We start from the raw sequence: 20,983 nt of genomic DNA, 5'->3' as shown, positions 1-20,983 counted from the left end.
GTGCGGTCGCGCGCGCCGCGTACCCGCACCGCTTTGTATCCTCGGCAGGCTCCACCCACCGAAGACGCACCTGCGAGAGGCACCACGATGACCACCGAGCTGAGCCCCGACGCCCCGGCCCTGGACGGGCTGCTCGAGCAGGCGCGCAAGGACTACGACGCCCTCGCAGGGCGCGGGCTCTCCCTCGACCTGACCCGGGGCAAGCCCGCGCCCGAGCAGCTCGACCTCGCCGAGGACCTGCTGAGCCTGCCCGGCGGTCGGCACACCGCGGCCGACGGCACCGACGTGCGCAACTACGGCGGGCTCCAGGGGCTCCCCGAGCTTCGGGAGATCTTCGCGGAGCTGCTGCAGGTGCCCGCGGGCCAGCTGCTCGCGCTCGGCAACTCCAGCCTGGAGCTGATGCACGACTGCCTCGTGCACGCCCTCCTCGGTGTGCTGCCCGGCGCCGGGTCCCGCTGGGCGGACCAGGAGCGCATCGCGTTCCTGTGCCCCGTGCCCGGCTACGACCGGCACTTCGGCCTCTGCGAGCGGTTCGGCATCGACATGATCCCCGTGCCGATGACGGCCGAAGGCCCCGACATGGACGAGGTCGAGCGGCTCGTCGCGGAGAACCCCGCGGTCAAGGGCATCTGGTGCGTGCCCAAGTACAGCAACCCCGACGGCGTCGTCTACAGCGACGAGACCGTGGCGCGCCTGGCCGCGATGCCCACCGCCGCCCCTGACTTCCGGATCTTCTGGGACAACGCGTACGCCGCCCACCACCTCACCGACGAGCCCGCCGAGATCGCGGACCTGCTGGCAGCCTGCGCCGCCGCCGGGCACGAAGACCGCACGTTCGTCTTCGGCTCCACCTCGAAGATCACCGCCGCGGGCGCGGGCGTCGCCTTCTTCGGCTCGTCACCCGCCAACATCAAGTGGCTGCTTGCCAACAACCAGAAGCGGTCGATCGGCCCCGACAAGGTCAACCAGCTGCGGCACGTCATGTTCCTGAAGGACGCCGACGGCGTACGCGCCCACATGGAGCGCCAGCGCGCCCTGCTGCAGCCCAAGTTCGAGACCGTCGCGCGGATCCTGGAGTCCGAGCTCGGCGGCACCGGCCTCGCGACGTGGACGTCCCCCAAGGGCGGCTACTTCGTGACCCTGGAGGTCCCGGACGGCTGCGCCAAGGAGGTCGTGCGCCGCGCCGCCGCCGCGGGCATCGTGCTGACCCCGGCCGGGGCGACCCACCCGCACGGCAACGACCCCCGCGACGCCGTCATCCGCGTGGCACCCAGCTACCCGCGCCCGGAGGAGCTGGAGGCGGCCATCAAGGGCCTCACCACGTGCGTCCGCCTCGTCGGCTACGAGCAGCAGGCCGCCCGCTAGGGCCGCCCGACAGGGCCGCCTGGCCGCTCAGGCGGCCGGGCTCGTCCGGGGCTCGCCCACGGGGGCGCCGCTGCGGCCGTGCTCGGAGTCGGCGAAGGCCTTGCGGACGAGCGGGCCCGCGGCCTTCGACTGGAGTGCGCGCATCACCAGCGCGTTGACCCGGATTCCCAGCGCGGACTTGGGTGCCATGGACGCGACCCGGCCGGGCGGCAGTTGCTGCGCCGACGCGGTCCTGGGCCGCATGGTCCGCTCGAAGGCGGCCAGCGCGGCGGGCGTCCGCGAGGTGTCACCGGGCGCGCCCGCGGCGCGCAGCGCGGCCGCCAGCTCGGCGGCGCCGCGCAGGGCGAGGGCGGTGCCGAGTCCGCTGAGCGGGCTCGCGCACCAGGCGCTGTCGCCGAGCAGGACGATCCGGCCGGTGCTCCAGCACGGCACGTGCACCTGGTCGAAGGTGTCCAGAGCGAAGTCGTCGGCCTGCCGGGCCGCGGCCAGGAACTCGGCGGTGCGCCAGCCGACACCGGCGAACGTCCGCTCCAGCAGAGCGAGCTGGGCCTCGCGGTCGTGCCGCGAGGGCAGCGTGTCGGCGGCGAAGGTCAGGCCCACCTCCTGCTGCCCGGGGTGGCCGGGGCGGGCCTCGACGCCGCGGCGGCCGGGTGCGTTGTGGGTCAGGAACCAGCCGTCGAGGGACGGCGTCCCGGGCCGCTCGGTGAGCGTGAACCAGGCGTGGGCCAGGCCGAGGGGCCTGCGATAGTCCTCCTCCGGTCCGAACCGCAGCGCGCGGACCCGTGAGTGCGCGCCGTCGGCGCCGACCACCAGGTCGAACGTCTCCTGCGTGCCGCTGCGGAAGCGGGCGAGCACTCCTGCCCCGGTGTCCTCCAGCGCCTCCACGGTCTCGCCGAACCGGTGCGTCACGCCCGGCCCGGCCGCCTCGTGAATGATCCGGGCGAGGTCCGTGCGCAGCAACTCCTCATGGGACACGTAACCCCGCCCGTCGAACGCCTCCACCGGCATCTCGGCCAGACGCCGCTCCCGCGCGTCGATCCAGGCCGCGCCGCGCTGCGGCACCAGGCAGTCCAGCGCCTGCTGGAGCAGTCCGGCGCGCTCAAGGACCTCCCGGCTGTCGCCGCGCAGGTCGACGGTCTGGCCGCCCTTGCGCAGGGCCGGTGCGATCTCCGCGACGGTGACCTTCCAGCCGTCCCTCTCCATGAGCAGCGCGAGTGTGTCCCCCGCGATTCCAGCGCCGACGACGAGTGCGTGAGCCACGACATCCTCCCTCATGCGAATGTTTCGCATTTAGAGTAGCCATGCCGACGGCCCTAATGCAAGAGTTTCGCGATAGGGTGAAGTGGTGACGCAAGCATCAGGGACAGCCCGCCCCGGCGGCCGTACCGCCCGCACCCGTGAGGCCGTGCGCGCGGCCACCCGCGAGCTGCTGGCCGAATCGGCCGACGGCACCGTCGACATCGCGGAGGTGTCGGCCCGCTCGGGCGTCCACCTCGCCACCATTTACCGCCGCTGGCGCAGCGCCGACGGCCTGATCGTCGACGCGGTGGTGGACGAGCTGGGCACGCGGTCGCCGCTGCCCGCCACCGGCGACCTGCGGGCCGATCTGCAGGCCTGGATCACCAAGCTGCTCGGCGACCTGACCGACCCCGGCCAGCTGGCCTTCTTCCGGGCCCTGCTCCGGGCCGGCGGCGAGGGGCAGGATCCGCGGATCTTCGCCGAGCCCCGCATCCAGCAGATCCAGGCCACCCTGGACGCCGCCGGTGCCACCGTGCTGACCTGGATGGACATCTTCGAACTGGTGCTGGCACCGGCCTATGTGCGGGCGCTGCTCGCCCTGCCGATGGACCCGGCGACCGAGGCCGCGCGACTGGTCGACAACGTGCTGGCGGTCAGGGCGGCGCGCGAGCGCGAAGCGGCGGAGTGAGCGTGCGGCCGCCCGCCGACGGACGGGCCGGGTACGGCGGACGGGCCGGGCATGGCGGACGGGCCGGGTGCGGCGGACGGGCCAGGCATGGCGGATGGGCCAGGCATGGCGGACGGTTCGGGTACGGCGGACGGGCCGGGCAGGGCGACCAGTGTTCACGCCGGTCCCTGGGCGCAGGGTCGCGGAATCTCGTTCATCGCCAGGGCGGGCAGGTCTCCGCCCGCCCGCCGCGAGCGGGCCGCGGCCACGATGCGGTCCGGCGAAGGCTCGCTCAGGGAGCGGTGCGATCCCGGCGTTCCAGGAACGGGGCGAGCAGTCCCGGCACCGCTCGCTCCGCGAACTCAAGACCCTCTGCTTCCCCCACGTCGTACGCCGCGTACGCCTGCGCGCCCGCGGCCGTCGTCGCGCTCAGCGTCACCAGGCCCGCCCGGCGCTGCAGCACGGACTGCTTGACGGTCCAGCCGATGACCCCGCCGCGCCGCAGCGCCACCGTGGAGCGGCGCAGGGTCCCGGACCGCACGACCAGATAGTCGGCGTCCAGCGCGTGCCCCAGGCTGCGGTACGCGTCGCAGGCGAGCGCCACCGCGACCGGCACAAGCACCACCGCCGTGCCCGCCCCCAGATACGTGAGCACCCGCACGTCGAGAAGCGCCCCGAGCAGCACCAGGACCAGCGCGGGCGCCAGCGCCGCCGACACCGCCCAGCGGATCCGGCGGGCCCGCGCCGCCCGCGGATGCGGCGCCAGCTTCGTCGCCGTGGGCGTCACCGGCTCCCGCAGGACCTGCGCCGCCACCTCGTCGGCGAGCCGTCGCGGCGCGGCGGGCAGCAGCGTGCTCGGCCCCGCCTGGTCCTCCTCGTCGCGCCGGGACAGGCCCGTGGCCACCGCGTCCACGCGGGCCGCACCCGACAGCCGCAGGCCCAGCGGCTCCACCAGGTCGACACCGCGCAGCCGTGCCTCCTCCAGGGAGATCGAGCGCGTCGTGAAGAGCCCGCGCCGCACCCGCAGCGTTCCGCCGGGCTCCCGCTCCAGGCGGTAGTTCCACCACATCTCGATCCAAAGACCGAGCGCCCCCACCGACCCGGCGGCAAGACCGATCGCGATCAGCGCGAGCACCATGCCCGTCACGGACATCCCGCGGAACACGTCACCCACCCACTCGATGACGTCCTCCTGCACCCCGAACCACTCGCTGACCTGCATCACCGCGCCGCCCGCCGCGGCGGCGAGCGCGGAGGTGACGAAGGACAGCGGGGCGTACCGGATCCAGCGCGGGTCGAGGGAGGCGAGGGTGCCCTGCGCGTCCGACGCGCCGCCCGTCGCGGCCCGGCTCAGCAGCTCGCGCCGCAGCCGTTCGCCCTCCGCCCTGCGGACGGGCCGGAGTTCGAGGGTGGCCTCCTGGCCCCCGCTCTGCTCGCCGGTGCCTATCCGGACCTCCACCAGACCGAGGAGGCGCAGCAGCGGGTGGGCGACGAGGTCGACGGAGCGGATGCGTTCGCGGCTGAGGGAGCGGTGCTTGGCGAAGAGGATGCCGCTGCGCAGCTCGGCCCGCTCGGGGCCGACGCGGTAGCGGCTGTGGCGCAGCCGCAGCGCGTCGAGGCCGACGCCGCTCGCGATCAGGAGCAGGCTCAGGCCCACCGCCCAGGCGATCACGGGCCCCATGGCCACCCAGCCCTGGAAGCTGAGGGTGATCGGCAGGCCGATGGCGGTCACCACACCGCCCGTCATCTGGACGGTGACGAGCAGCGAACGCCGGTCGAGCCGCCGCCAGTCGGCATCCGCGTCGACCTCGGGGGCGGTGCCCGCACCTGTCGACGGTTCGGCCGCCGCGACCCCGCTCACGTCGCGTCCCCCGGCGTCGCCTGGGTGACGAGCGCCAGCCGCTCGGCGAGTTCCGCGGCGGTCGCGTGGTCGAGCCCCTTGACCTTCAGGGCGCCCCGCGCGGACGCCGTCGTCACGGTCACCGTGGTCAGTCCGAAGACCCGCTGGACGGGCCCGCGCATCGTGTCGACGGTCTGCAGCCGCGACATCGGCGCGATCCGCCCCTCCATCCAGAAGAACCCGGTCCGCACGTACACCGCGTTGTCGGTGACCTCCCAGCGGTGGACCTTGTACCACCACAGGGGCAGCAGCACCCCGACGAGCAGCCCCGGCACCGCGATGACCACGGCGGGCAGCAGCAGCCAGAAGCGGGCGGGTGCAATGAGGGCGCCGAGCAGGCCGAGGACCGCCACGGGCGCGGCCACCGTCAGCAGCAGCTGCGTGCGCCACCAGGCGACGGCACGGCGGTCCAGGGGATTGCGCGGCGGCCGCAGCCGCACGCCGTCCCTGTCGCCCCCCTGGCCTCCTCGTTCGCCTCGTTCTCCGCGGTCTGCTTGGTCAAGAACCATGAGACGAAAGGTACTTGTTGCCGGTCGAGGCCCGCTCAGCGCGGTGGTGCGCGGTCAGTGCTGCTGCGCCTTCTGCGGCGTCGCCTCGCTCGGCCGCACGATGACGTGCCCCTCGCCCTCCAGCTTCAGCTGCACGGCCTCGCCGGAGCCGCCGCGGATCATCGAGCCGATCGACTGCGAGCGGTGCAGGGTCGTGGTGAGCTGGGCGGTCCAGCCGACCACCGCGTCCGTGTCGACGTACACGGGCTCCTTCGGCGAGACGGGGATCACCAGCGGCGTGCCCTCACACACCAGGCCGAGGCGGCCCGCGCCGGTGAAGACGCTGTTGAACAGGCCGCCGCCGGTCATGCCCGCGCCCTTCACGGTCTTGATCTCGTACGAGAGGGTCGCGTCGAAACAGAGGACGTTGCGGCCGTTGACGGTGAGGACGTCGCCGGGCTCGACGTCGACGATGAAGCAGTTCTGCGCCTCGTGCGCGAACCACGCCTCGCCTTGGCCGCGCACGGCCATCAGCGGCAGCCCTTCGCCGGTCACCGCCCGCTTGAGCATGCCGCCGACGCCCTGGCTCTTCCGCTCGAACTGGAGGTTGCCGCGGTAGGCGATCATCGCGCCCTGCCGGGCGTGCATCTCGCCGTTCACCGCATACTTGATGGACTTGGCGCTCTGGAGGGTCATGCCGGGCACGTGGGCGGGCTGGGCCATGTGGTCGCTGGAGAACAAGTCACTCTTCATGCCCACATCTTGGGCTACGCCTTGTGCGCGCGGAAGCGCAGCGCCCCACTCCGTGGATGCAGATCGACGGCCACTTCCGTGAAGCCCGCGGCCTTCAGCCGGTCGGGGAGTCCCGTCGGGGAGACCGTGTTCCGGGTGTCGCGGATGTGCAGCAGCCGGAAGGCGAGGCTCGGCTGGCCGTCGCTGCCCGCGAAGACGCCGCCGGGGCGCAGCACGCGGAACGCCTCGGCGAAGATGCGGTCCTGGAGCTCGTCCGTCGGGACGTGGTGCAGCATCGTGAAGCAGACGACGGACGAATGCGCCTCGTCCGGCAGCGGCATGGCCGCCCCGTCCGCGTGCAGGATCCGCGCGCGGTGTCCCCAGCGCCGCTCCAGGAGCCGCGCGGTCTCCGCGTCGATCTCCACGGCGGTGAGGCGGGGCGTCAGCTCGACGAGCGCGCGCAGATTGGCCCCGTACCCGGGCCCGATCTCCACGACGTCATCGCCCAGTTCGACACTCTCAAGTGCCCAGGGCAGCACGTGTTCCTCGACCATCCGCGCCCATTTCTCGGAGCTGCAGAATTTCCGGTGAGCGAAGTTCATCGGCATACGTCGACGCTAGGTCCGGCCCGCCGGGGGCCACCACGGGCTAGGCTGCCGACCCATGTCGCGGAACGGACAGCCGCCCGCGGGCCCGAGCGCCCTCACCGCGCTCTTCATCGGCGACTTCCCCATGCCGCGCGGCCACGCCCTTCCCCCGCACCAGCACACGGATCACCAACTCGCCTGGCCCGTAAGGGGACTGCTGCGCTTCCGTACCGGCCGGGGCTCCTGGCTGCTCCCGCCCTCCCTGGCCCTGTGGATCCCCGCAGGCCTGCCGCACGCGCCGGAGTCGGAGGGCGACGCGGTGCTCGGGAGCCTCTATCTGCCGCCGTCGGGCTGCCCGCCGACCACGGCCTGGGCGGAGCCGACCGTACTGGCCGTCGGCCCACTGCTCCGCGCGCTCCTCGACCACCTCGTACGCGACGACTTGGCGCCGCAGGCCCGCGCCCGCGCGGAGGCGGTCCTCTTCGACGTGCTGCGCCCGGTGCCCGTGACGGACGTGTCCGCGCCCGAGCCGACGGATCCGCGCGCCCGCGAGGTCGCCCGCGCGCTGGCCGCCGACCCGTCGGACGGCCGCACGCTGCGGGAGTGGGGCAGCCGGGTCGGCGCGAGCGAACGGACCCTGGCGCGGCTCTTCGTGACCGGGACGGGCCTCGCCTTCGGCCAGTGGCGCGAACGGCTGCGCATGCGCGCCGCGATGCCGCTCCTCGCCGAGGACCTGCCCGTCGAGTCGGTGGCCCGGCGCGTCGGCTACGCGTCGGCCAGCTCGTTCGCCGCAGCCTTCCACCGAGTCGTCGGACTCACGCCCCGGCAGTACTTTCCCGTCCACGAGGAGTGACGGGCCCCCCACCGTGCCGCGCACGCTTCGGTCCGCGCCGAAGCGTCGCGCCCGTACGGTCGTGTCATGACACTTCGGTACGAGGAGTTCCGCGACCTGCACCACCGCGCAGGGGTGCCTCTGGTCCTGCCCAACGCCTGGGACCACGCCTCGGCTGCCGCGCTCGTCGCCGCGGGGTTCCGTGCGATCGGGACGACCAGCCTGGGCGTGGCCGCCGCCGCGGGGCTGCCGGACGGGACGGGCGCCGCCCGCGCCGAGACCGTACGGCTCGCCCGTGGGCTGGCCCGCACCGACGCCCTCGTCACCGTCGACATCGAGGGCGGCTTCAGCGACCGGCCCGAGGAAGTCGCCGCTCTGGTCGGCGAGTTGGCGGGCGTCGGTGTCGTCGGCGTGAACATCGAGGACGGCCGCCCCGACGGCACCCTGCGCGATGCGGAGCACCAGAGCGAGATCCTCCACGCCCTGCACGAGGCCGTGTCCGGGCGCCTCTTCGTCAACGCCCGCACGGACACGTACTGGCTGCCGGACGCCGGACAGGCGGCAAGCACGCGTGAACGGCTCACCGCCTACCAACGGGCGGGTGCTGACGGGGTGTTCGTGCCCGGACTGCGGGATGTGCACGCCACCGCGGAACTGGCCGCGGGGCTCGACGTCCCGCTGAACGTGCTGCACGCGCCGGACGGTCCCTCCGTCGCCGAGTTCGCCGCGGCGGGCGTCCGGCGGGTCAGCACCGGGTCGCTGCTGTTCCGCGCGGCGCTGGGTGCGGCGGTGGCGGCGGCCGCGTCGGTGGCCCGGGGCGTCCCGGTGCCGGCCCGCGTCCCGTCGTACGCCGAGACGCAGGCCCTGTCCGATGCGGCTGCCGTGGGGAGGTCGGCTCCGGGTCAGTAGGCGACCTTGCCCGTTCCGTTGTTGCCGCCGGAGAACTCCAGGTAGAACTCCCACCCGTTCGGCACGTCGTCGTCGAGCACCTTCCACTGGCCCGCCTTGGCGTACTGGTAGTCCCCGCAGCCGTGGCGGTAGCAGATCTTGACGTGCCGGTTGTAGTTCACCTTGATGTTGATGTCCGCGCAGTTGCTGGTGGTCCTGGCCCAGGCGGTACCGGCGGGCCAGATCGCCGTGCTGCCGTCGCCCACGGCCGTGTAGTTCTTCGCGCTGCCGTAGCAGGACTGGATCTGGGCCCCGGCCTTCGGCACGTCGGCGCTCGCCGTCGCGGCGGTCGCGGCGGCCATTCCTCCCCCGAGCAGGACGGCGGTCATAGCGATCGGAGCCATGCGTGAACGTATGCGCACGAGTGTTTCCCCCGTTTCATCCGTGGTCGTCGGCGTGGTCGCCGACGAGCGGAGAAGTTACGCGGGGGAGAGTCGGGACACGTCAACCCATGGGTGTCGATGAGGGGTAAACCTGGGCGTTAGGCGGGTGGTGGGGTAAACCACGGGGGCAGTGGACTCCCGGTCAGCCGTCACTAGACGCGGCATGCGCCACGAACGCGGACCAGGCGGTGGCGCCGATCACCAGGGCGGGGCCCTGGGGAACCTTGCTGTCCCTGACGGGCACGACGCCCGGGACTCCGTCGGCGACCTCGACGCAGTTGTCGCTGTCATCGCCGCTGCTGTAGCTGCTCTTGCGCCAGCGGGCGGCGCCCACGAAGTCGTGAGCGACCTCGACGCAGCTGCCGCCTTCGCCGTTGCTGTAGCTGCTCTTGCGCCAGCGGGCGTTGCTCAGGTCGTACTCGCGCATCGTCTGTAGTCCTCCGCCGCCGATTCGATCAGGGCGAGGGACGCCTCCGGCGACAGTGCGGCACCCCTGAGCAGATCGTATGCGCGCTGCGCGCGCATCACCACTGCCGGTTCGTCGACGAGAGTTCCCGAAAACGACGTCTCTGTATAGGCGGTTGGCGGTGCGTCCTCGAACCCCATGAGCGTCAGCATCCCGCCCATCGTGGCGTGCGCCCCCGCGGCGTAGGGGAGTACTGCCACCAACACCTGCCGCTCCCGCATCAGCGTCGCCACGTGGTCCAGCTGCTCGGCCATCGCCGCCGAACCGCCCACCGGGATGTACAGCACGTTCTCGTGCAGGACCACCCAATACTCGGGCCTCGTAGCGTCCTTGAGGATCCCCGCCCGCTCGAGTCGCCCAGCGACGATCTCCTCCACGTACGCGTCCGTGACGAACGGGTTGGCCGCGAGCGTCACCGCTCGCGCATAGGCGGCGGTCTGCAACAGGCCCGGGATCAGTGTCGGCGCGAACTCGCAGATCCGCGTCGCCAGCTCCTCCAGCTCCACGACCGCCGCGAAGTAATCCGCGTACCGTTTGTCATCGATCAGCTTCCGGCACATTCGCTCGAAAAAGCCATCGGTTTGTAGCACCTCATCAATACGTTGAGCCACATCAAGCTGAGGTTTTCGAATGGCCTGCTCGAACTGGCCGATGTAGCCACCGGAAACAAAGACCCGCACCCCCAGGGCCGACTGGCTGAGCCCCGCGTCCTCGCGCCTCCGCTTCAGCTCCGCGCCGAAGAACTCCCACGCCGCCTGCCTCGAACCATTGGCCATGGCCAACCGCCTTTCGCTGCCTCGCAGTTGTAGAGGACAGACTCCTGCCGAGTGTAGGTGGCGTGCGTCACCGTAGGGGCGAGAAGAGTGAAATTCGGAGGCAAAGGGGAGCCACGTGAAGGCGGACGGAAAGCATCACGCAGTGGCATGTATCGAACAGGCGGAGGACACCGTGAAGGAATTGCGCGCCGCACTCGCACGGGTGGGAATTACCTTGCCGTCATTGAGGATCGACCCCGCGTCAGAGGCGCGGGAAGCCCCGTGTCCGAGGGTCGAATTGGGAGGTTGTTCCGTCGATGTGGCGGCGCGTCTGGCCGCCGCGCTGAGGAGTGCGCCATGAACCTTCCGCTGAACCTGCCCGTAGGGGCGTACGTCGTGGACACCCGCAGTGGACGCGTGGGCCGCGTCATGGGCCACGAGGGGCCGTACGTCCAGCTGCGCCCCTACGGAGGCGGCCGTGAGTGGGACTGCACCCCGGAGGCCGTCCGCACCGCGACGACCGCGGAGCGGCTGCGCGCGGCGACGGCGTACGCGAACGCACGGAGCCGGGGCGAGGTGCCTTGAGGATCAGCCGTACCAGGTGATGTCAGGACCAGTCGGTCACAGACCGGCCTCCGCTTCCGCCGCGTCGCGAATGCGGCGGATCTCGGCGATGGCGTCCGTGGGGTCCTGCTCGGCCGCGTTCACCAGCCCTTCCAGTTCGCGCAGGGGGGCCAGGCTCCGCGTCTGCTGGGCGTTCGTCGTCGTTTCGAACAGGTGCTGGGTGAGCGCGGGAACCCGGCTGGGTTACGAGGCGAACGCGCCCCGGATGCGCACCCGGGCCCTGCGACCCGTCTGCGTACGCGAGAATGGACCCCATGAGCCTGTTCCGCGACGACGGCATCGTGCTGCGCACCCAGAAGCTGGGTGAAGCGGACCGCATCATCACCTTGCTCACGCGCGGTCACGGACGCGTGCGGGCCGTCGCGCGTGGGGTGCGGCGGACGAAGTCGAAGTTCGGGGCGCGGCTGGAGCCGTTCTCGCACGTCGACGTGCAGTTCTTCGCGCGGGGGAGCGAACTGGTCGGGCGCGGGCTGCCGTTGTGCACGCAGAGTGAGACCATCGCTCCGTACGGTGGCGGCATCGTCACGGACTACGCGCGCTACACGGCCGGGACGGCCATGCTGGAGACCGCCGAGCGGTTCACGGACCACGAGGGCGAGCCCGCGGTGCAGCAGTATCTGCTGCTCGTCGGCGCGCTGCGCGTGCTGTCCCGGGGCGAGCACGAGCCCCACCTCGTCCTCGACGCCTTCCTGCTCCGCTCCCTCGCAGTGAACGGGTACGCGCCGAGCTTCACCGACTGCGCCAAGTGCGGCATGCCGGGACCGAACCGTTTCTTTTCGGTCGCCGCGGGCGGCTCGATTTGCGTCGACTGCCGGGTGCCCGGCAGCGTCGTCCCGTCGGCGGAGACGCTCACGCTTCTCGGCGCGCTGCTCACCGGCGACTGGGAGACGGCGGACGCGTGCGAGGCGCGGCACGCCAGGGAGGGCAGCGGGCTTGTTTCCGCCTATCTGCACTGGCACCTGGAGCGCGGACTGCGCTCTTTGCGGTACGTAGAGAAAAGTATGTGAGCAGCAGTATGTGAACAGCAGTGTGTGAACAGCTAGGTAGGAGAGAGACCCCCCATGGCACGACGCGGAATCCTCGGACGGTCCCGCCGCGAGTACCAGCTGCCCGAGCCCCACCCCTCGGGCGCGCGACCGCCGAAGATCCCCGGCGAGCTGGTCCCGCAGCACGTGGCGATCGTCATGGACGGCAACGGACGCTGGGCGAAGGACCGCGGCCTGCCGCGCACCGAGGGCCACAAGGTCGGCGCCGAGCGCGTCCTCGACGTACTGCAGGGCAGCATCGAGATGGGCGTCGGGGCGATCTCGCTCTACGCCTTCTCCACCGAGAACTGGAAGCGGTCGCCGGAAGAAGTGAAGTTCCTGATGAACTTCAACCGCGACTTCATCCGCAAGACCCGCGACCAGCTGGACGGCCTGGGCGTGCGGGTGCGCTGGGTGGGGCGGATGCCCAAGCTGTGGAAGTCGGTCGCGAGGGAGCTGGAGATCTCCCAGGAGCAGACCAAGGACAACGACAAGCTGACCCTGTACTTCTGCATGAACTACGGCGGCCGCGCCGAGATCGCGGACGCGGCGCAGGCCCTCGCGGAGGACGTGAAGGCGGGGCGGCTCAACCCGTCCAAGGTCAACGAGAAGACGTTCGCGAAGTACCTGTACTACGCGGACATGCCGGACGTCGACCTCTTCCTCCGCCCGAGCGGCGAGCAGCGCACCTCCAACTACCTCCTCTGGCAGAGCGCCTACGCCGAGATGGTCTTCCAGGACGTCCTGTGGCCGGACTTCGACCGGCGCGACCTGTGGCGCGCCTGCCTCGAATACGCCTCTCGCGACCGCCGCTTCGGCGGGGCGATCCCGAACGAGGAGCAGATCGCCAACAGTTAGCGGACAGCGGACAGCGGACAGCGGACAGCGGACAGCGGACAGCGGACACGGCATGCGAGAGGGCCCGCCCGTCGGAATGACGGTGCGGGCCCTCTCGCGTACGTACGCCTACTTGTTCGCGCACTCCTGGCACGTGCCGAAGATCTCCACCGTGTGCGCCACGTTCACGAAGCCGTGCTCCGTGGCGATCGCCTCGGCCCACTTCTCGACCGCGGGGCCCTCGACCTCGACGGCCTTGCCGCAGACGCGGCAGACCAGGTGATGGTGGTGGTCGCCGGTCGAGCAGCGGCGGTAGACCGTCTCGCCCTCATTGGTGCGCAGGGCGTCGACCTCGCCCGCGTCGGCCAGGGACTGGAGGGTGCGGTAGACCGTGGTCAGACCGACCGAGTCGCCCTTGTGCTTGAGCATGTCGTGCAGCTCCTGCGCACTGCGGAACTCGTCCACGTCGTCGAGTGCCGCGGCCACCGCCGCACGCTGGCGGGTCGACCTGCCTCGAACCGGGGCTCCCACGGTTGCCTCCTCGCGTCTGCGCTCTGGTCTGGGCCTGCCGGGCCATTGTGCCAGGTCGGCCTGGACGCAGGTCAGGTCTTGGCCACCGACTGGGCCGGTACCGAGCACTCCGCGGGATCCCCGGCCGCCTCCGCCGCGGCGGCCGCCCGCGCTCTGCGCCTGGCCAGCGGCGTCGCGAGGATGGTGAGGGCGATGAAGACGCCGATGGTGAGCAGCACGATCGTCGCGCCGGGCGGCACGTCCTGGTAGTACGACGTGACCGTGCCGCCGAGCGTCACCGCGATGCCGATCGCCACCGAGACCGCGAAGGTCGCCGCGAAGCTCCGGGTGAGCTGCTGGGCGGCCGCCACCGGCACCACCATCAGCGCGGAGACCAGGAGCAGGCCCACGACGCGCATGGCGACGGTGACGGTGACCGCCGCGGTGACGGCGGTGAGCAGGTTCAGGGCACGGACCGGGAGGCCCGTGACGCGTGCGAACTCCTCGTCCTGGCTGACCGCGAAGAGCTGGCGGCGCAGGCCCACCGTGACGAGGACCACAAAGGCGGCCAGCAGGCAGATCGCCGAGACGTCCTCCTCGGAGACCGTCGAGAGCGAGCCGAAGAGGTACGACTGCAGGTTCGCGTTCGAGCCACCGGGGGCGAGGTTGATGAACATGACGCCGCCCGCCATGCCGCCGTAGAACAGCATCGCAAGCGCGATGTCGCCGCGCGTCTTGCCGTACCAGCGGATCAGCTCCATGATCACGGCGCCGACGATCGCGACCGCCGTCGCCATCCACACGGGAGACGTCGAGAGCAGGAAGCCGAGGCCGACGCCGGTCATCGCGACGTGGCCGATGCCGTCGCCCATCAGGGCCTGGCGGCGCTGGACGAGGTAGATGCCGACGGCGGGCGCGGTGATGCCGACCAGGACGGCGGCGAGCAGGGCCCGCTGCATGAAGGCGTAGTTGAGGAGTTCCATGACTCTTGCGTCCTCAGGTGAGCAGGCCGGTACGGACCGGCTCCGCGTCGGCGGTGTGCGGGTGGACGTGGTCGTGGCCGGGCAGCGCGTGCTGGCCGACCGCGCGCGGAGGCGGGCCGTCGTGCAGGACGCAGCCGTCGCGCAGGACCACGGCACGGTCGATCAGGGGCTCCAGGGGACCGAGCTCGTGCAGGACGAGCAGCACGGATGCGCCGCCCGCGACCTGCTGGCGCAGGGTGGCCGCGAGGACCTCCTGGCTGGCCAGGTCGACGCCCGCCATCGGCTCGTCCATGATCAGCAGCTCCGGCTCAGAGGCCAGTGCGCGGGCGATGAGGACCCGCTGGTGCTGGCCGCCGGAGAGGGCGTTGACGGAGTCCTTGGCGCGGTCGGAGAGGCCCACCAGGTCGATGGCGCGGGCGACGGCCTCGCGGTCGGCCTTGCGCATGATCCCGAGGCGGGCGCGGGAGAGCCGCCCGGAGGAGACGACCTCGTTGATGGTGGCGGGGACGCCGCCCGCGGCGGTGGTGCGCTGCGGGACGTACCCGACGCGGGCCCAGTCGCGGAAGCGGCGGCGCGGGGTGCCGAAGATCTCGACCTCGCCGCCGGTGACGGGGACCTGCCCGATGACCGTGCGCACGGCCGTGGACTTGCCCGAGCCGTTGGCGCCGAGCAGGGCGACGACCTCGCCGCGCCCCACGGTGAGGTCGATGCCGCGCAGCACGGGGCGCGAGCCGAGCTCGGCCGTCACCTTGCGCAGGGATATGACGGCTTCGCCAGTGTCGTCGTGCTTGCTGCTCATGGCTCGTCCCTCCGTAGCCGCGGGGGTGGGGGTCACTTGGCGCCCAGGGCCTTCTGCAGTGCCTTGAGGTTGGACTCCATCACCTGGATGTAGTCGTCGCCCTTGGAGTCGTCGGTGATGCCCTCGATCGGGTCGAGCACATCGGTCTTGAGGTCCGCGTCCTTGGCGAGGGTCTTCGCCGTCTTGTCGCTGACGAGCGTCTCGTAGAAGACGGTGGTGACGCCGTCGGCCTTCGCCATCTTCTGGAGGTCCTTGACGCGCTTGTTGCTGGGCTCGGCCTCGGGGTCGAGCCCGCTGATGGCCTCCTCGGTGAGGCCGTAGCGCTCGGCGAGGTAGCCGAAGGCGGCGTGGGTGGTGATGAAGACCTTGGAGTCGGTCTTCTTCAGGCCGTCCTTGAAGGACGTGTCCAGGCCGCCGAGCTTCTTCACGAGCTTCGCGGTGTTCTTCTTGTACGTCTTCGCGTGGTCCGGGTCGGCCTTCTCCAGGGCCTTGCCGACGCCCTCGGCGACCTCGGCGTACTTCACCGGGTCGAGCCAGATGTGGGGGTCGGCGCCTTCGTGGGAGTGGTCGTGGCCGTGGTCGTCGTGCTCATCGGCGTGCCCGCCGACCTCGTTGCCGTGCTTCTCCATGCTGGTCAGCGAGGCGGCGTCGACCTTGGTCTTGATGCCGGACTGGTCGATGGCGTCGTCGACGGCGGGCTGCAGGCCCTTGAGGTAGAGGGCGACGTCGGACTCTTCGAGCTCCCCGCGCTGCCGGGCGGAGACGTCGAGGTCGTGCGGCTCCTGACCGGGCTCGGTGAGGGTGGTGACGGAGACGTGGTCGCCGCCGATCTGCTCCGCGAGGTACTGCATGGGGTAGAACGACGCCACCACGTCCAGCTTGCCGTCCTTGTCGTCCGCGGCGGACGTGGAGCAGGCGGTCAGCGCCGTGAGGCCGAGGACCGTGGCGGAGGCAAGGGCGGCGGTGGGTATGAGGCGTCGTACGTTCATGACACTCATTTTCAACAAATATGGAAACGATTGTCAACAAGGCCTCCGTGAGGGCCTGCGCGGGGACGTGCGCGAGGACGTACGCGGGGAACCGATTTGATTAGGGGGGTAAGGCCGCCGGTAACCTGAAGCATTCGCTCCCGAAGCCGCTGCTCCGGCAGTACTTGCTTCGTCCGCCGTCGTAATGAAGAGAGCACCGTGGCCGCCGACAAGATCGACACCATCGTCAGCCTCAGCAAGCGCCGTGGCTTCGTTTTCCCCTGCAGTGAGATCTACGGCGGTCAGCGCGCCGCCTGGGACTACGGACCGCTGGGCGTCGAGCTGAAGGAGAACCTCAAGCGCCAGTGGTGGCGCTACATGGTCACCTCGCGCGAGGACGTTGTCGGTATCGACTCCTCGGTGATCCTGGCGAGCGAGGTCTGGGAGGCCTCCGGCCACATCAAGACCTTCTCCGACCCGCTCACCGAGTGCCTCTCCTGTCACAAGCGCCACCGCGCCGACCACCTGGAAGAGGCCTACGAGGCCAAGCACAACCGCCCCCCGGCCAACGGTCTCGCGGACATCAACTGCCCCAACTGCGGCACCAAGGGCCAGTTCACCGAGCCCAAGCAGTTCTCCGGCATGCTCGCCACGCACCTCGGCCCCACGCAGGACAGCGGCTCCGTCGCCTATCTGCGCCCCGAGACCGCGCAGGGCATCTTCACCAACTTCGCCCAGGTCCAGCAGACCTCGCGCCGCAAGCCGCCGTTCGGCATCGCGCAGATGGGCAAGTCCTTCCGCAACGAGATCACGCCCGGCAACTTCATCTTCCGGACCCGCGAGTTCGAGCAGATGGAGATGGAGTTCTTCGTCAAGCCGGGCGAGGACGAGAAGTGGCAGGAGTACTGGATGGAGCAGCGCTGGAACTGGTACACCGGCCTGGGCCTGCGCGAGGAGAACATGCGGTGGTTCGAGCACCCGAAGGAGAAGCTCTCCCACTACTCCAAGCGCACCGCTGACATCGAGTACCGCTTCCAGTTCGGCGGCAGCGAGTGGGGCGAGCTTGAGGGCGTCGCCAACCGCACCGACTACGACCTCGGCGCGCACTCCAAGGCGTCCGGCCAGGACCTCTCGTACTTCGACCAGGAGGCCGGCGAGCGCTGGACTCCGTACGTCATCGAGCCCGCGGCGGGCGTCGGCCGCACGATGCTGGCCTTCCTCCTCGACTCCTACATCGAGGACGAGGCGCCCAACGCCAAGGGCAAGCTGGAGAAGCGCACGGTCATGCGCTTCGACCACCGCATCGCCCCGGTGAAGGTCGCGGTCCTGCCCCTCTCGCGCAACCCGGAGCTGTCCCCGAAGGCCAAGGGCCTCGCCACGGCCCTGCGGCAGAACTGGAACATCGAGTTCGACGACGCGGGTGCCATCGGCCGCCGCTACCGCCGCCAGGACGAGATCGGCACGCCGTACTGCGTGACGGTCGACTTCGACACCCTCGACGACAACGCGGTGACGGTGCGCGAGCGCGACACCATGAAGCAGGAGCGCGTCTCCCTCGACCAGATCGAGGGCTACCTCGCGACGCGTCTCGTGGGCTGCTGACGCTCGTAAGCCTGTACGTGCGCTGAGGCGAGCCACGGGAAGCCCCCGGTTCCGGGTTATGGAACCGGGGGCTTCTGTGCACACTGATGCGCATGCTTCCAAAGACCACGAGCAAGGTCAGGCGCTGGGACCAGCACGGGCGCGAGCACGTCGTCGAGGTCCAGAAGGCGGGTGCGCAGCGGCAGTTGAGCTGTGGGACGTGCGGATGGAGCAGGAAGGCGCAGTTCCTGCCGTGGCTCAAGGCCGAGGAACACCTGACGGAGGAGCATCAGGCGACGGTGGATCCGTCGGCTCCGGCGTCGTAGCGGGGCCGTGGGGCGTCTGTACGAGGATTGACGCGTCCTGGGGCCGCGGGGTGAGCAGCAGCGTCATGCCGTACGTCCGCGGGGTGCGCTCGCCCTCCGGCGTGAGCTCGACGGTCCGCGAGGCGAAGTCGCCCACTGAACGGCACGCCCACCAGGCCGCCAGGTCGGGCCGCACGGAGTCGAGCCGTCCGGTGAGCCGTCGGAAGCTCTCGTCGTCGGGGCTGCGGTCCGCGCGGGTGCGCAGGTGCCGGTAGAGCTCCGTGGCGACGGACTCCCAGCCGGGCAGCACGCGCTGGTGCGGGGCGTCCCCGACCAGCAGGAGCAGCAGATTGCGCCGGTCCTCGGGAGTGCGGGCGGGGTCGGGCCACACGGCCGTGTACGCGCGGTTCCAGGCGAGGATGTCCAGGGCGGGGCCGAGGAGCAGCGCCGGGCTGTCGGGCCAACTGTCCAGCATGGCGCGGAGGTCCGGGTCGTACGAGGCGGTCCTGTCCGCCGCGGCGGGGGCGAACCCGGCGAGGGCCAGCGCGTGCCGATGGGCGTCGGCGTCGAGGCGCAGCGCGCGGGCGACCGCGTCGAGGACCTGCCGGGAGGTGTCCACGCGGCCCTGCTCCAGCCAGGTGTACCAGGCCACGGAGACGCCGGAGAGCGCGGCGACCTCCTCGCGGCGCAGCCCTTTCGTGCGGCGGCGGGCGGTGCTCGGGAGTCCGACTTCGGCGGGGGAGAGGTGCTCGCGGTAGGCGCGCAGGAACCCGCCGAGCTGCTGCCGGAGGGCGGTTGCGGTGCTCTCCCGGGGCTCTGTGATCTCCGTGGTGGCCATGACCCCAGCCTATGACCTGGACTAACCCCCATGAATGCCTGGCTGGTTGAGGTGCTGGTCGGCCACGAGGCTTGACCCATGACTGAGACACCGACGATGTGGCGCCGCCGCAACGACTCCACGGACCTGCCCGAGCCCCGCCCCCTGATCCGCGTCTACACAGGACCCGGCACGCTGGACGCCGTCGCGGCCTCCTACGAACGCCTGCTCGGCACGGAGCGGGACATGTGGTTCGCGTACCCCGAGAAGGGCCTCAACCTCGCGGTGGTCGGCGCCTTCCTCCTGATCGAGGGCGCGGAGGAGACCCTGGCCCCCTTCCGCGCCACGCACGGCACGCTGCTGGTCGACTCGGCGCAGAAGTACCTGGACCGCCTGGCGGCGGAGGGCGCGACCATCACGGACCCCCTGATCAAGGTCCCCACGGGCTCGGGCTTCACGGCCCGCCACCGGGACGGCACGCTCATCGAGTACGTGGAGCACCGGCCGACGGCGGAGGGGCTCTAGCGGCCGGTGGGGGGTGACTGTCAGAGGCACCCCCTAGGGTCCGCCCGTGACTACTTCCTCCACTCCCTCCACCTACCTCACCGACACGGCGGACGCCTACGACGCGATTGCCACGGTGTACGCCGGGATGGCCCGGGACGACCTCCACGGCCCGTCCCTGGACCGCTCGATGATCACGGCGTTCGCCGACCACGTCCGGGCCGACGGCGCGGGGACCGTCGCCGAACTGGGCTGCGGCCCCGGCCCGGTGACGGCCCTCCTCCGTGACCTGGGCCTGGACGCCTTCGGCGTCGACCTGTCCCCGGCGATGATCGACCTGGCCCGCGAGGCCTACCCGGACATCCGCTTCGAGGTCGGCTCCATGGACGCCCTGGACCTGCCGGACGCGGCCCTCTCCGGCCTCGTCTCCTGGTACTCGGTGATCCACACGCCGCCGCGGGAACTGCCGCCGTACTTCGAGGAGTTCCATCGGGTCCTCGCCCCCGGGGGCCACCTCCTGCTCGCCTTCTTCGAGGCGGAGGGCGGCCCGCTCACCCCCTTCGACCACAAGGTGACGACGGCGTACCGCTGGCCGATCGACGACCTCGCGGGGCTGGCGGCGAAGTCCGGCTTCAAGGAAATCGGCCGGATGCTCAGGGAGCCCGGGGAGGGCGAGCGGTTCCGCAGGGGGCACCTGCTGATGCAGAAGGAATGACGCAAGAGGAATGACGCAAGAGGAATGAGGACCGGAAAGTGCCTGCTTACGCGATAGTCACCATCGATGTGCTGGACGAGGAGGCGGCGTTGGCCTACGCGCAGGTGGCCCAGAGGTCGATCCTCGACCACGGCGGCCGCTACCTGGTGGCGGGCCCCACCCCCGAGCCGGTCGAAGGCACGTGGGACTCCTCCCGGCTGGTGGTCCTGGAGTTTCCGGACATGGCCCGGCTGGAGGAGTGGTACGACTCCCCGGAGTACCGCGAGGCCCGCCGGATCAGGGAGGGCAAGGTCCGGGTGGCGCTGCTGTTCGCCGAAGGGTCGCCCCCCGAGGGCTTCTCCCTGCCGGTTTAGGGGCGAAGGCCGCGCAGGGTCAGGTCGAGCACCGCCTCGAAGGCGGTCTCGATGCCGGGGCGGGACCAGTGCGCGGCGTAGGACGGGTCGTGGAAGCGGCTCGTCGCGTCGAAGACGGCGCGGGCCGATGTGGCGGGGTCGGCGGAGGCGAAGTCGCCGCCGGTCACGCCCTCTTGGACGATCGCCGTCAGCTGGCCCGTGAGGTCGGCGATGTGGGCGTCGACCACGTCGCTGTTCTCGTCGACCAGCACCGAGTACGTGGCGAAGAGCTCGGGGTCGTCGCCCGCCTTGTGCTGCTTGGCGGCGAAGAGGCCCGCGAGCCAGTGGCGGAGCTTCGTCTCGGGGGGCTCGGTGCCGGTGACGATCGTCGAGAGCGACTGCGACGTACGGTCCAGCCAGCGCCGCGTCACCGCGCCGCGCAGCTCCGCCTTCGTGCCGAAGTGGCGGTACACCGTGCCGTGGCTCACCCCGAGGGCGCGGGCCACGTCGACGACGGTGGCCTTGGCCGCGCCGTGCCTGCGCAGCACCTCCTCGGTCGCTTCGAGGATGCGCTCGGGGGTCAGGGGCGCCGCGGTTGCTGCCATGGCTAGACCGTACCCG

At 71.3% G+C, this 20,983-nt stretch carries 26 protein-coding genes; 12 read left to right on the top strand and 14 right to left on the bottom strand.

Annotated elements, in window-relative coordinates; all coding sequences use genetic code 11:
- The first annotated feature begins 87 nt into the window (after positions 1 to 87).
- Positions 88 to 1,365 carry an aminotransferase class I/II-fold pyridoxal phosphate-dependent enzyme gene (locus ABZV77_RS27920; protein ID WP_356262271.1) on the top strand — a complete coding sequence of 426 codons (1,278 nt, stop codon included), beginning with the start codon at positions 88 to 90 and terminating at the stop codon, positions 1,363 to 1,365.
- Positions 1,366 to 1,392: 27 nt separating this feature from the next.
- Here ABZV77_RS27920 and ABZV77_RS27915 read toward each other — a convergent pair whose 3' ends face one another.
- A complete protein-coding gene (locus ABZV77_RS27915; protein WP_356262268.1) occupies positions 1,393 to 2,625 on the bottom strand; it encodes an FAD-dependent monooxygenase in 1,233 nt (410 codons plus the stop codon).
- Positions 2,626 to 2,710: 85 nt separating this feature from the next.
- Between ABZV77_RS27915 and ABZV77_RS27910 the strand changes: the two genes are divergently transcribed.
- Positions 2,711 to 3,292 (top strand): TetR-like C-terminal domain-containing protein, encoded by a 582-nt coding sequence (locus tag ABZV77_RS27910; protein WP_356262265.1) that lies wholly within the window; start codon positions 2,711 to 2,713, stop codon positions 3,290 to 3,292.
- A 271-nt stretch (positions 3,293 to 3,563) separates the two neighbouring features.
- Here the strand turns inward: ABZV77_RS27910 and ABZV77_RS27905 are convergent, their stop codons facing one another.
- The 4 genes from ABZV77_RS27905 to ABZV77_RS27890 all read right to left on the bottom strand — a co-directional run bounded on the left by ABZV77_RS27905 (position 3,564) and on the right by ABZV77_RS27890 (position 6,945).
- Positions 3,564 to 5,036 (bottom strand): PH domain-containing protein, encoded by a 1,473-nt coding sequence (locus ABZV77_RS27905; RefSeq protein WP_356262722.1) that lies wholly within the window; start codon positions 5,034 to 5,036, stop codon positions 3,564 to 3,566.
- Between the two features lie 92 nt (positions 5,037 to 5,128).
- A complete protein-coding gene (locus ABZV77_RS27900; RefSeq protein ID WP_356262262.1) occupies positions 5,129 to 5,680 on the bottom strand; it encodes a PH domain-containing protein in 552 nt (183 codons plus the stop codon).
- A gap of 54 nt (positions 5,681 to 5,734) precedes the next feature.
- Positions 5,735 to 6,412, bottom strand: coding sequence for an AIM24 family protein (locus tag ABZV77_RS27895; RefSeq protein ID WP_356262259.1), 678 nt, complete (start codon positions 6,410 to 6,412; stop codon positions 5,735 to 5,737).
- A gap of 14 nt (positions 6,413 to 6,426) precedes the next feature.
- Complete coding sequence (locus ABZV77_RS27890; protein WP_356262256.1) at positions 6,427 to 6,945, bottom strand: class I SAM-dependent methyltransferase; 519 nt, start codon at positions 6,943 to 6,945, stop codon at positions 6,427 to 6,429.
- Positions 6,946 to 7,054: 109 nt separating this feature from the next.
- Between ABZV77_RS27890 and ABZV77_RS27885 the strand changes: the two genes are divergently transcribed.
- Together ABZV77_RS27885 and ABZV77_RS27880 are read left to right on the top strand one after the other, a co-directional pair.
- Positions 7,055 to 7,831 (top strand): helix-turn-helix transcriptional regulator, encoded by a 777-nt coding sequence (locus ABZV77_RS27885; RefSeq protein WP_356262253.1) that lies wholly within the window; start codon positions 7,055 to 7,057, stop codon positions 7,829 to 7,831.
- Between the two features lie 66 nt (positions 7,832 to 7,897).
- Positions 7,898 to 8,719 (top strand): isocitrate lyase/phosphoenolpyruvate mutase family protein, encoded by an 822-nt coding sequence (locus ABZV77_RS27880; protein ID WP_356262251.1) that lies wholly within the window; start codon positions 7,898 to 7,900, stop codon positions 8,717 to 8,719.
- Here ABZV77_RS27880 and ABZV77_RS27875 read toward each other — a convergent pair.
- From ABZV77_RS27875 to ABZV77_RS27865, 3 genes are all read right to left on the bottom strand, one after another.
- A complete protein-coding gene (locus tag ABZV77_RS27875) occupies positions 8,713 to 9,102 on the bottom strand; it encodes a hypothetical protein (protein ID WP_356262249.1) in 390 nt (129 codons plus the stop codon). The two genes, ABZV77_RS27880 and ABZV77_RS27875, sit on opposite strands and share 7 nt — an antisense overlap.
- A 181-nt stretch (positions 9,103 to 9,283) precedes the next feature.
- Positions 9,284 to 9,568, bottom strand: a complete 285-nt coding sequence (locus ABZV77_RS27870; RefSeq protein ID WP_356262246.1) for a DUF397 domain-containing protein — start codon at positions 9,566 to 9,568, stop codon at positions 9,284 to 9,286.
- Positions 9,550 to 10,383 (bottom strand): helix-turn-helix transcriptional regulator, encoded by an 834-nt coding sequence (locus ABZV77_RS27865; RefSeq protein ID WP_356262244.1) that lies wholly within the window; start codon positions 10,381 to 10,383, stop codon positions 9,550 to 9,552. Before ABZV77_RS27865 ends, ABZV77_RS27870 begins: the two co-directional genes overlap by 19 nt.
- Positions 10,384 to 10,719: 336 nt before the next feature.
- On the opposite strand from ABZV77_RS27865, the gene ABZV77_RS27860 reads away from it, so the two are divergent.
- The 3 genes from ABZV77_RS27860 to ABZV77_RS27850 all read left to right on the top strand — a co-directional run bounded on the left by ABZV77_RS27860 (position 10,720) and on the right by ABZV77_RS27850 (position 12,869).
- A complete protein-coding gene (locus tag ABZV77_RS27860; RefSeq protein WP_356262241.1) occupies positions 10,720 to 10,947 on the top strand; it encodes a hypothetical protein in 228 nt (75 codons plus the stop codon).
- Positions 10,948 to 11,240: 293 nt separating this feature from the next.
- A complete protein-coding gene (gene recO, locus ABZV77_RS27855; RefSeq protein ID WP_356262239.1) occupies positions 11,241 to 11,993 on the top strand; it encodes a DNA repair protein RecO in 753 nt (250 codons plus the stop codon).
- A 54-nt stretch (positions 11,994 to 12,047) separates the two neighbouring features.
- A complete protein-coding gene (locus ABZV77_RS27850; protein WP_356262236.1) occupies positions 12,048 to 12,869 on the top strand; it encodes an isoprenyl transferase in 822 nt (273 codons plus the stop codon).
- Positions 12,870 to 12,977: 108 nt separating this feature from the next.
- Here the strand turns inward: ABZV77_RS27850 and ABZV77_RS27845 are convergent, their stop codons facing one another.
- The 4 genes from ABZV77_RS27845 to ABZV77_RS27830 all read right to left on the bottom strand — a co-directional run bounded on the left by ABZV77_RS27845 (position 12,978) and on the right by ABZV77_RS27830 (position 16,129).
- Positions 12,978 to 13,379: a transcriptional repressor gene (locus ABZV77_RS27845; protein WP_356262234.1), complete on the bottom strand. Its 402-nt coding sequence runs from the start codon at positions 13,377 to 13,379 to the stop codon at positions 12,978 to 12,980.
- Between the two features lie 71 nt (positions 13,380 to 13,450).
- The gene (locus ABZV77_RS27840; RefSeq protein ID WP_356262232.1) at positions 13,451 to 14,341 is read right to left on the bottom strand and encodes a metal ABC transporter permease; all 891 of its coding nucleotides are present in this window, start codon (positions 14,339 to 14,341) and stop codon (positions 13,451 to 13,453) included.
- Positions 14,342 to 14,354: 13 nt separating this feature from the next.
- A complete protein-coding gene (locus ABZV77_RS27835) occupies positions 14,355 to 15,140 on the bottom strand; it encodes a metal ABC transporter ATP-binding protein (protein WP_356262230.1) in 786 nt (261 codons plus the stop codon).
- A gap of 32 nt (positions 15,141 to 15,172) precedes the next feature.
- Positions 15,173 to 16,129 carry a metal ABC transporter substrate-binding protein gene (locus ABZV77_RS27830; RefSeq protein ID WP_356262228.1) on the bottom strand — a complete coding sequence of 319 codons (957 nt, stop codon included), beginning with the start codon at positions 16,127 to 16,129 and terminating at the stop codon, positions 15,173 to 15,175.
- Between the two features lie 198 nt (positions 16,130 to 16,327).
- Between ABZV77_RS27830 and ABZV77_RS27825 the strand changes: the two genes are divergently transcribed.
- Complete coding sequence (locus tag ABZV77_RS27825) at positions 16,328 to 17,710, top strand: glycine--tRNA ligase (protein WP_268771120.1); 1,383 nt, start codon at positions 16,328 to 16,330, stop codon at positions 17,708 to 17,710.
- 92 nt (positions 17,711 to 17,802) lie between these two features.
- The gene (locus ABZV77_RS27820) at positions 17,803 to 18,015 is read left to right on the top strand and encodes a hypothetical protein (protein ID WP_306332954.1); all 213 of its coding nucleotides are present in this window, start codon (positions 17,803 to 17,805) and stop codon (positions 18,013 to 18,015) included.
- Here the strand turns inward: ABZV77_RS27820 and ABZV77_RS27815 are convergent.
- Positions 17,948 to 18,832 (bottom strand): helix-turn-helix domain-containing protein, encoded by an 885-nt coding sequence (locus ABZV77_RS27815; protein WP_356262226.1) that lies wholly within the window; start codon positions 18,830 to 18,832, stop codon positions 17,948 to 17,950. The two genes, ABZV77_RS27820 and ABZV77_RS27815, sit on opposite strands and share 68 nt — an antisense overlap.
- A gap of 78 nt (positions 18,833 to 18,910) precedes the next feature.
- Between ABZV77_RS27815 and ABZV77_RS27810 the strand changes: the two genes are divergently transcribed.
- From ABZV77_RS27810 to ABZV77_RS27800, 3 genes are read left to right on the top strand one after another with little or no spacing between them, the layout of a single operon-like run.
- Complete coding sequence (locus ABZV77_RS27810) at positions 18,911 to 19,336, top strand: hypothetical protein (RefSeq protein ID WP_356262223.1); 426 nt, start codon at positions 18,911 to 18,913, stop codon at positions 19,334 to 19,336.
- 46 nt (positions 19,337 to 19,382) lie between these two features.
- Positions 19,383 to 20,030, top strand: coding sequence for a class I SAM-dependent methyltransferase (locus tag ABZV77_RS27805; RefSeq protein WP_356262220.1), 648 nt, complete (start codon positions 19,383 to 19,385; stop codon positions 20,028 to 20,030).
- 38 nt (positions 20,031 to 20,068) lie between these two features.
- Complete coding sequence (locus ABZV77_RS27800) at positions 20,069 to 20,383, top strand: DUF1330 domain-containing protein (RefSeq protein ID WP_356262217.1); 315 nt, start codon at positions 20,069 to 20,071, stop codon at positions 20,381 to 20,383.
- On the opposite strand, the gene ABZV77_RS27795 is transcribed toward ABZV77_RS27800, so the two are convergent.
- Entirely contained in the window at positions 20,380 to 20,967 is a 588-nt protein-coding gene (locus ABZV77_RS27795; protein WP_356262214.1) for a TetR family transcriptional regulator, read from the bottom strand. The two genes, ABZV77_RS27800 and ABZV77_RS27795, sit on opposite strands and share 4 nt — an antisense overlap.
- Between the last annotated feature and the right edge of the window lie 16 nt (positions 20,968 to 20,983).

Origin of the sequence: Streptomyces sp. NPDC004732, assembly GCF_040609235.1 — a bacterium.
Taxonomy (GTDB): Bacteria; Actinomycetota; Actinomycetes; order Streptomycetales; family Streptomycetaceae; genus Streptomyces.
Note: the sequence above shows the minus strand (reverse complement) of the source record. Positions and strands in the feature narration are given on the sequence as shown.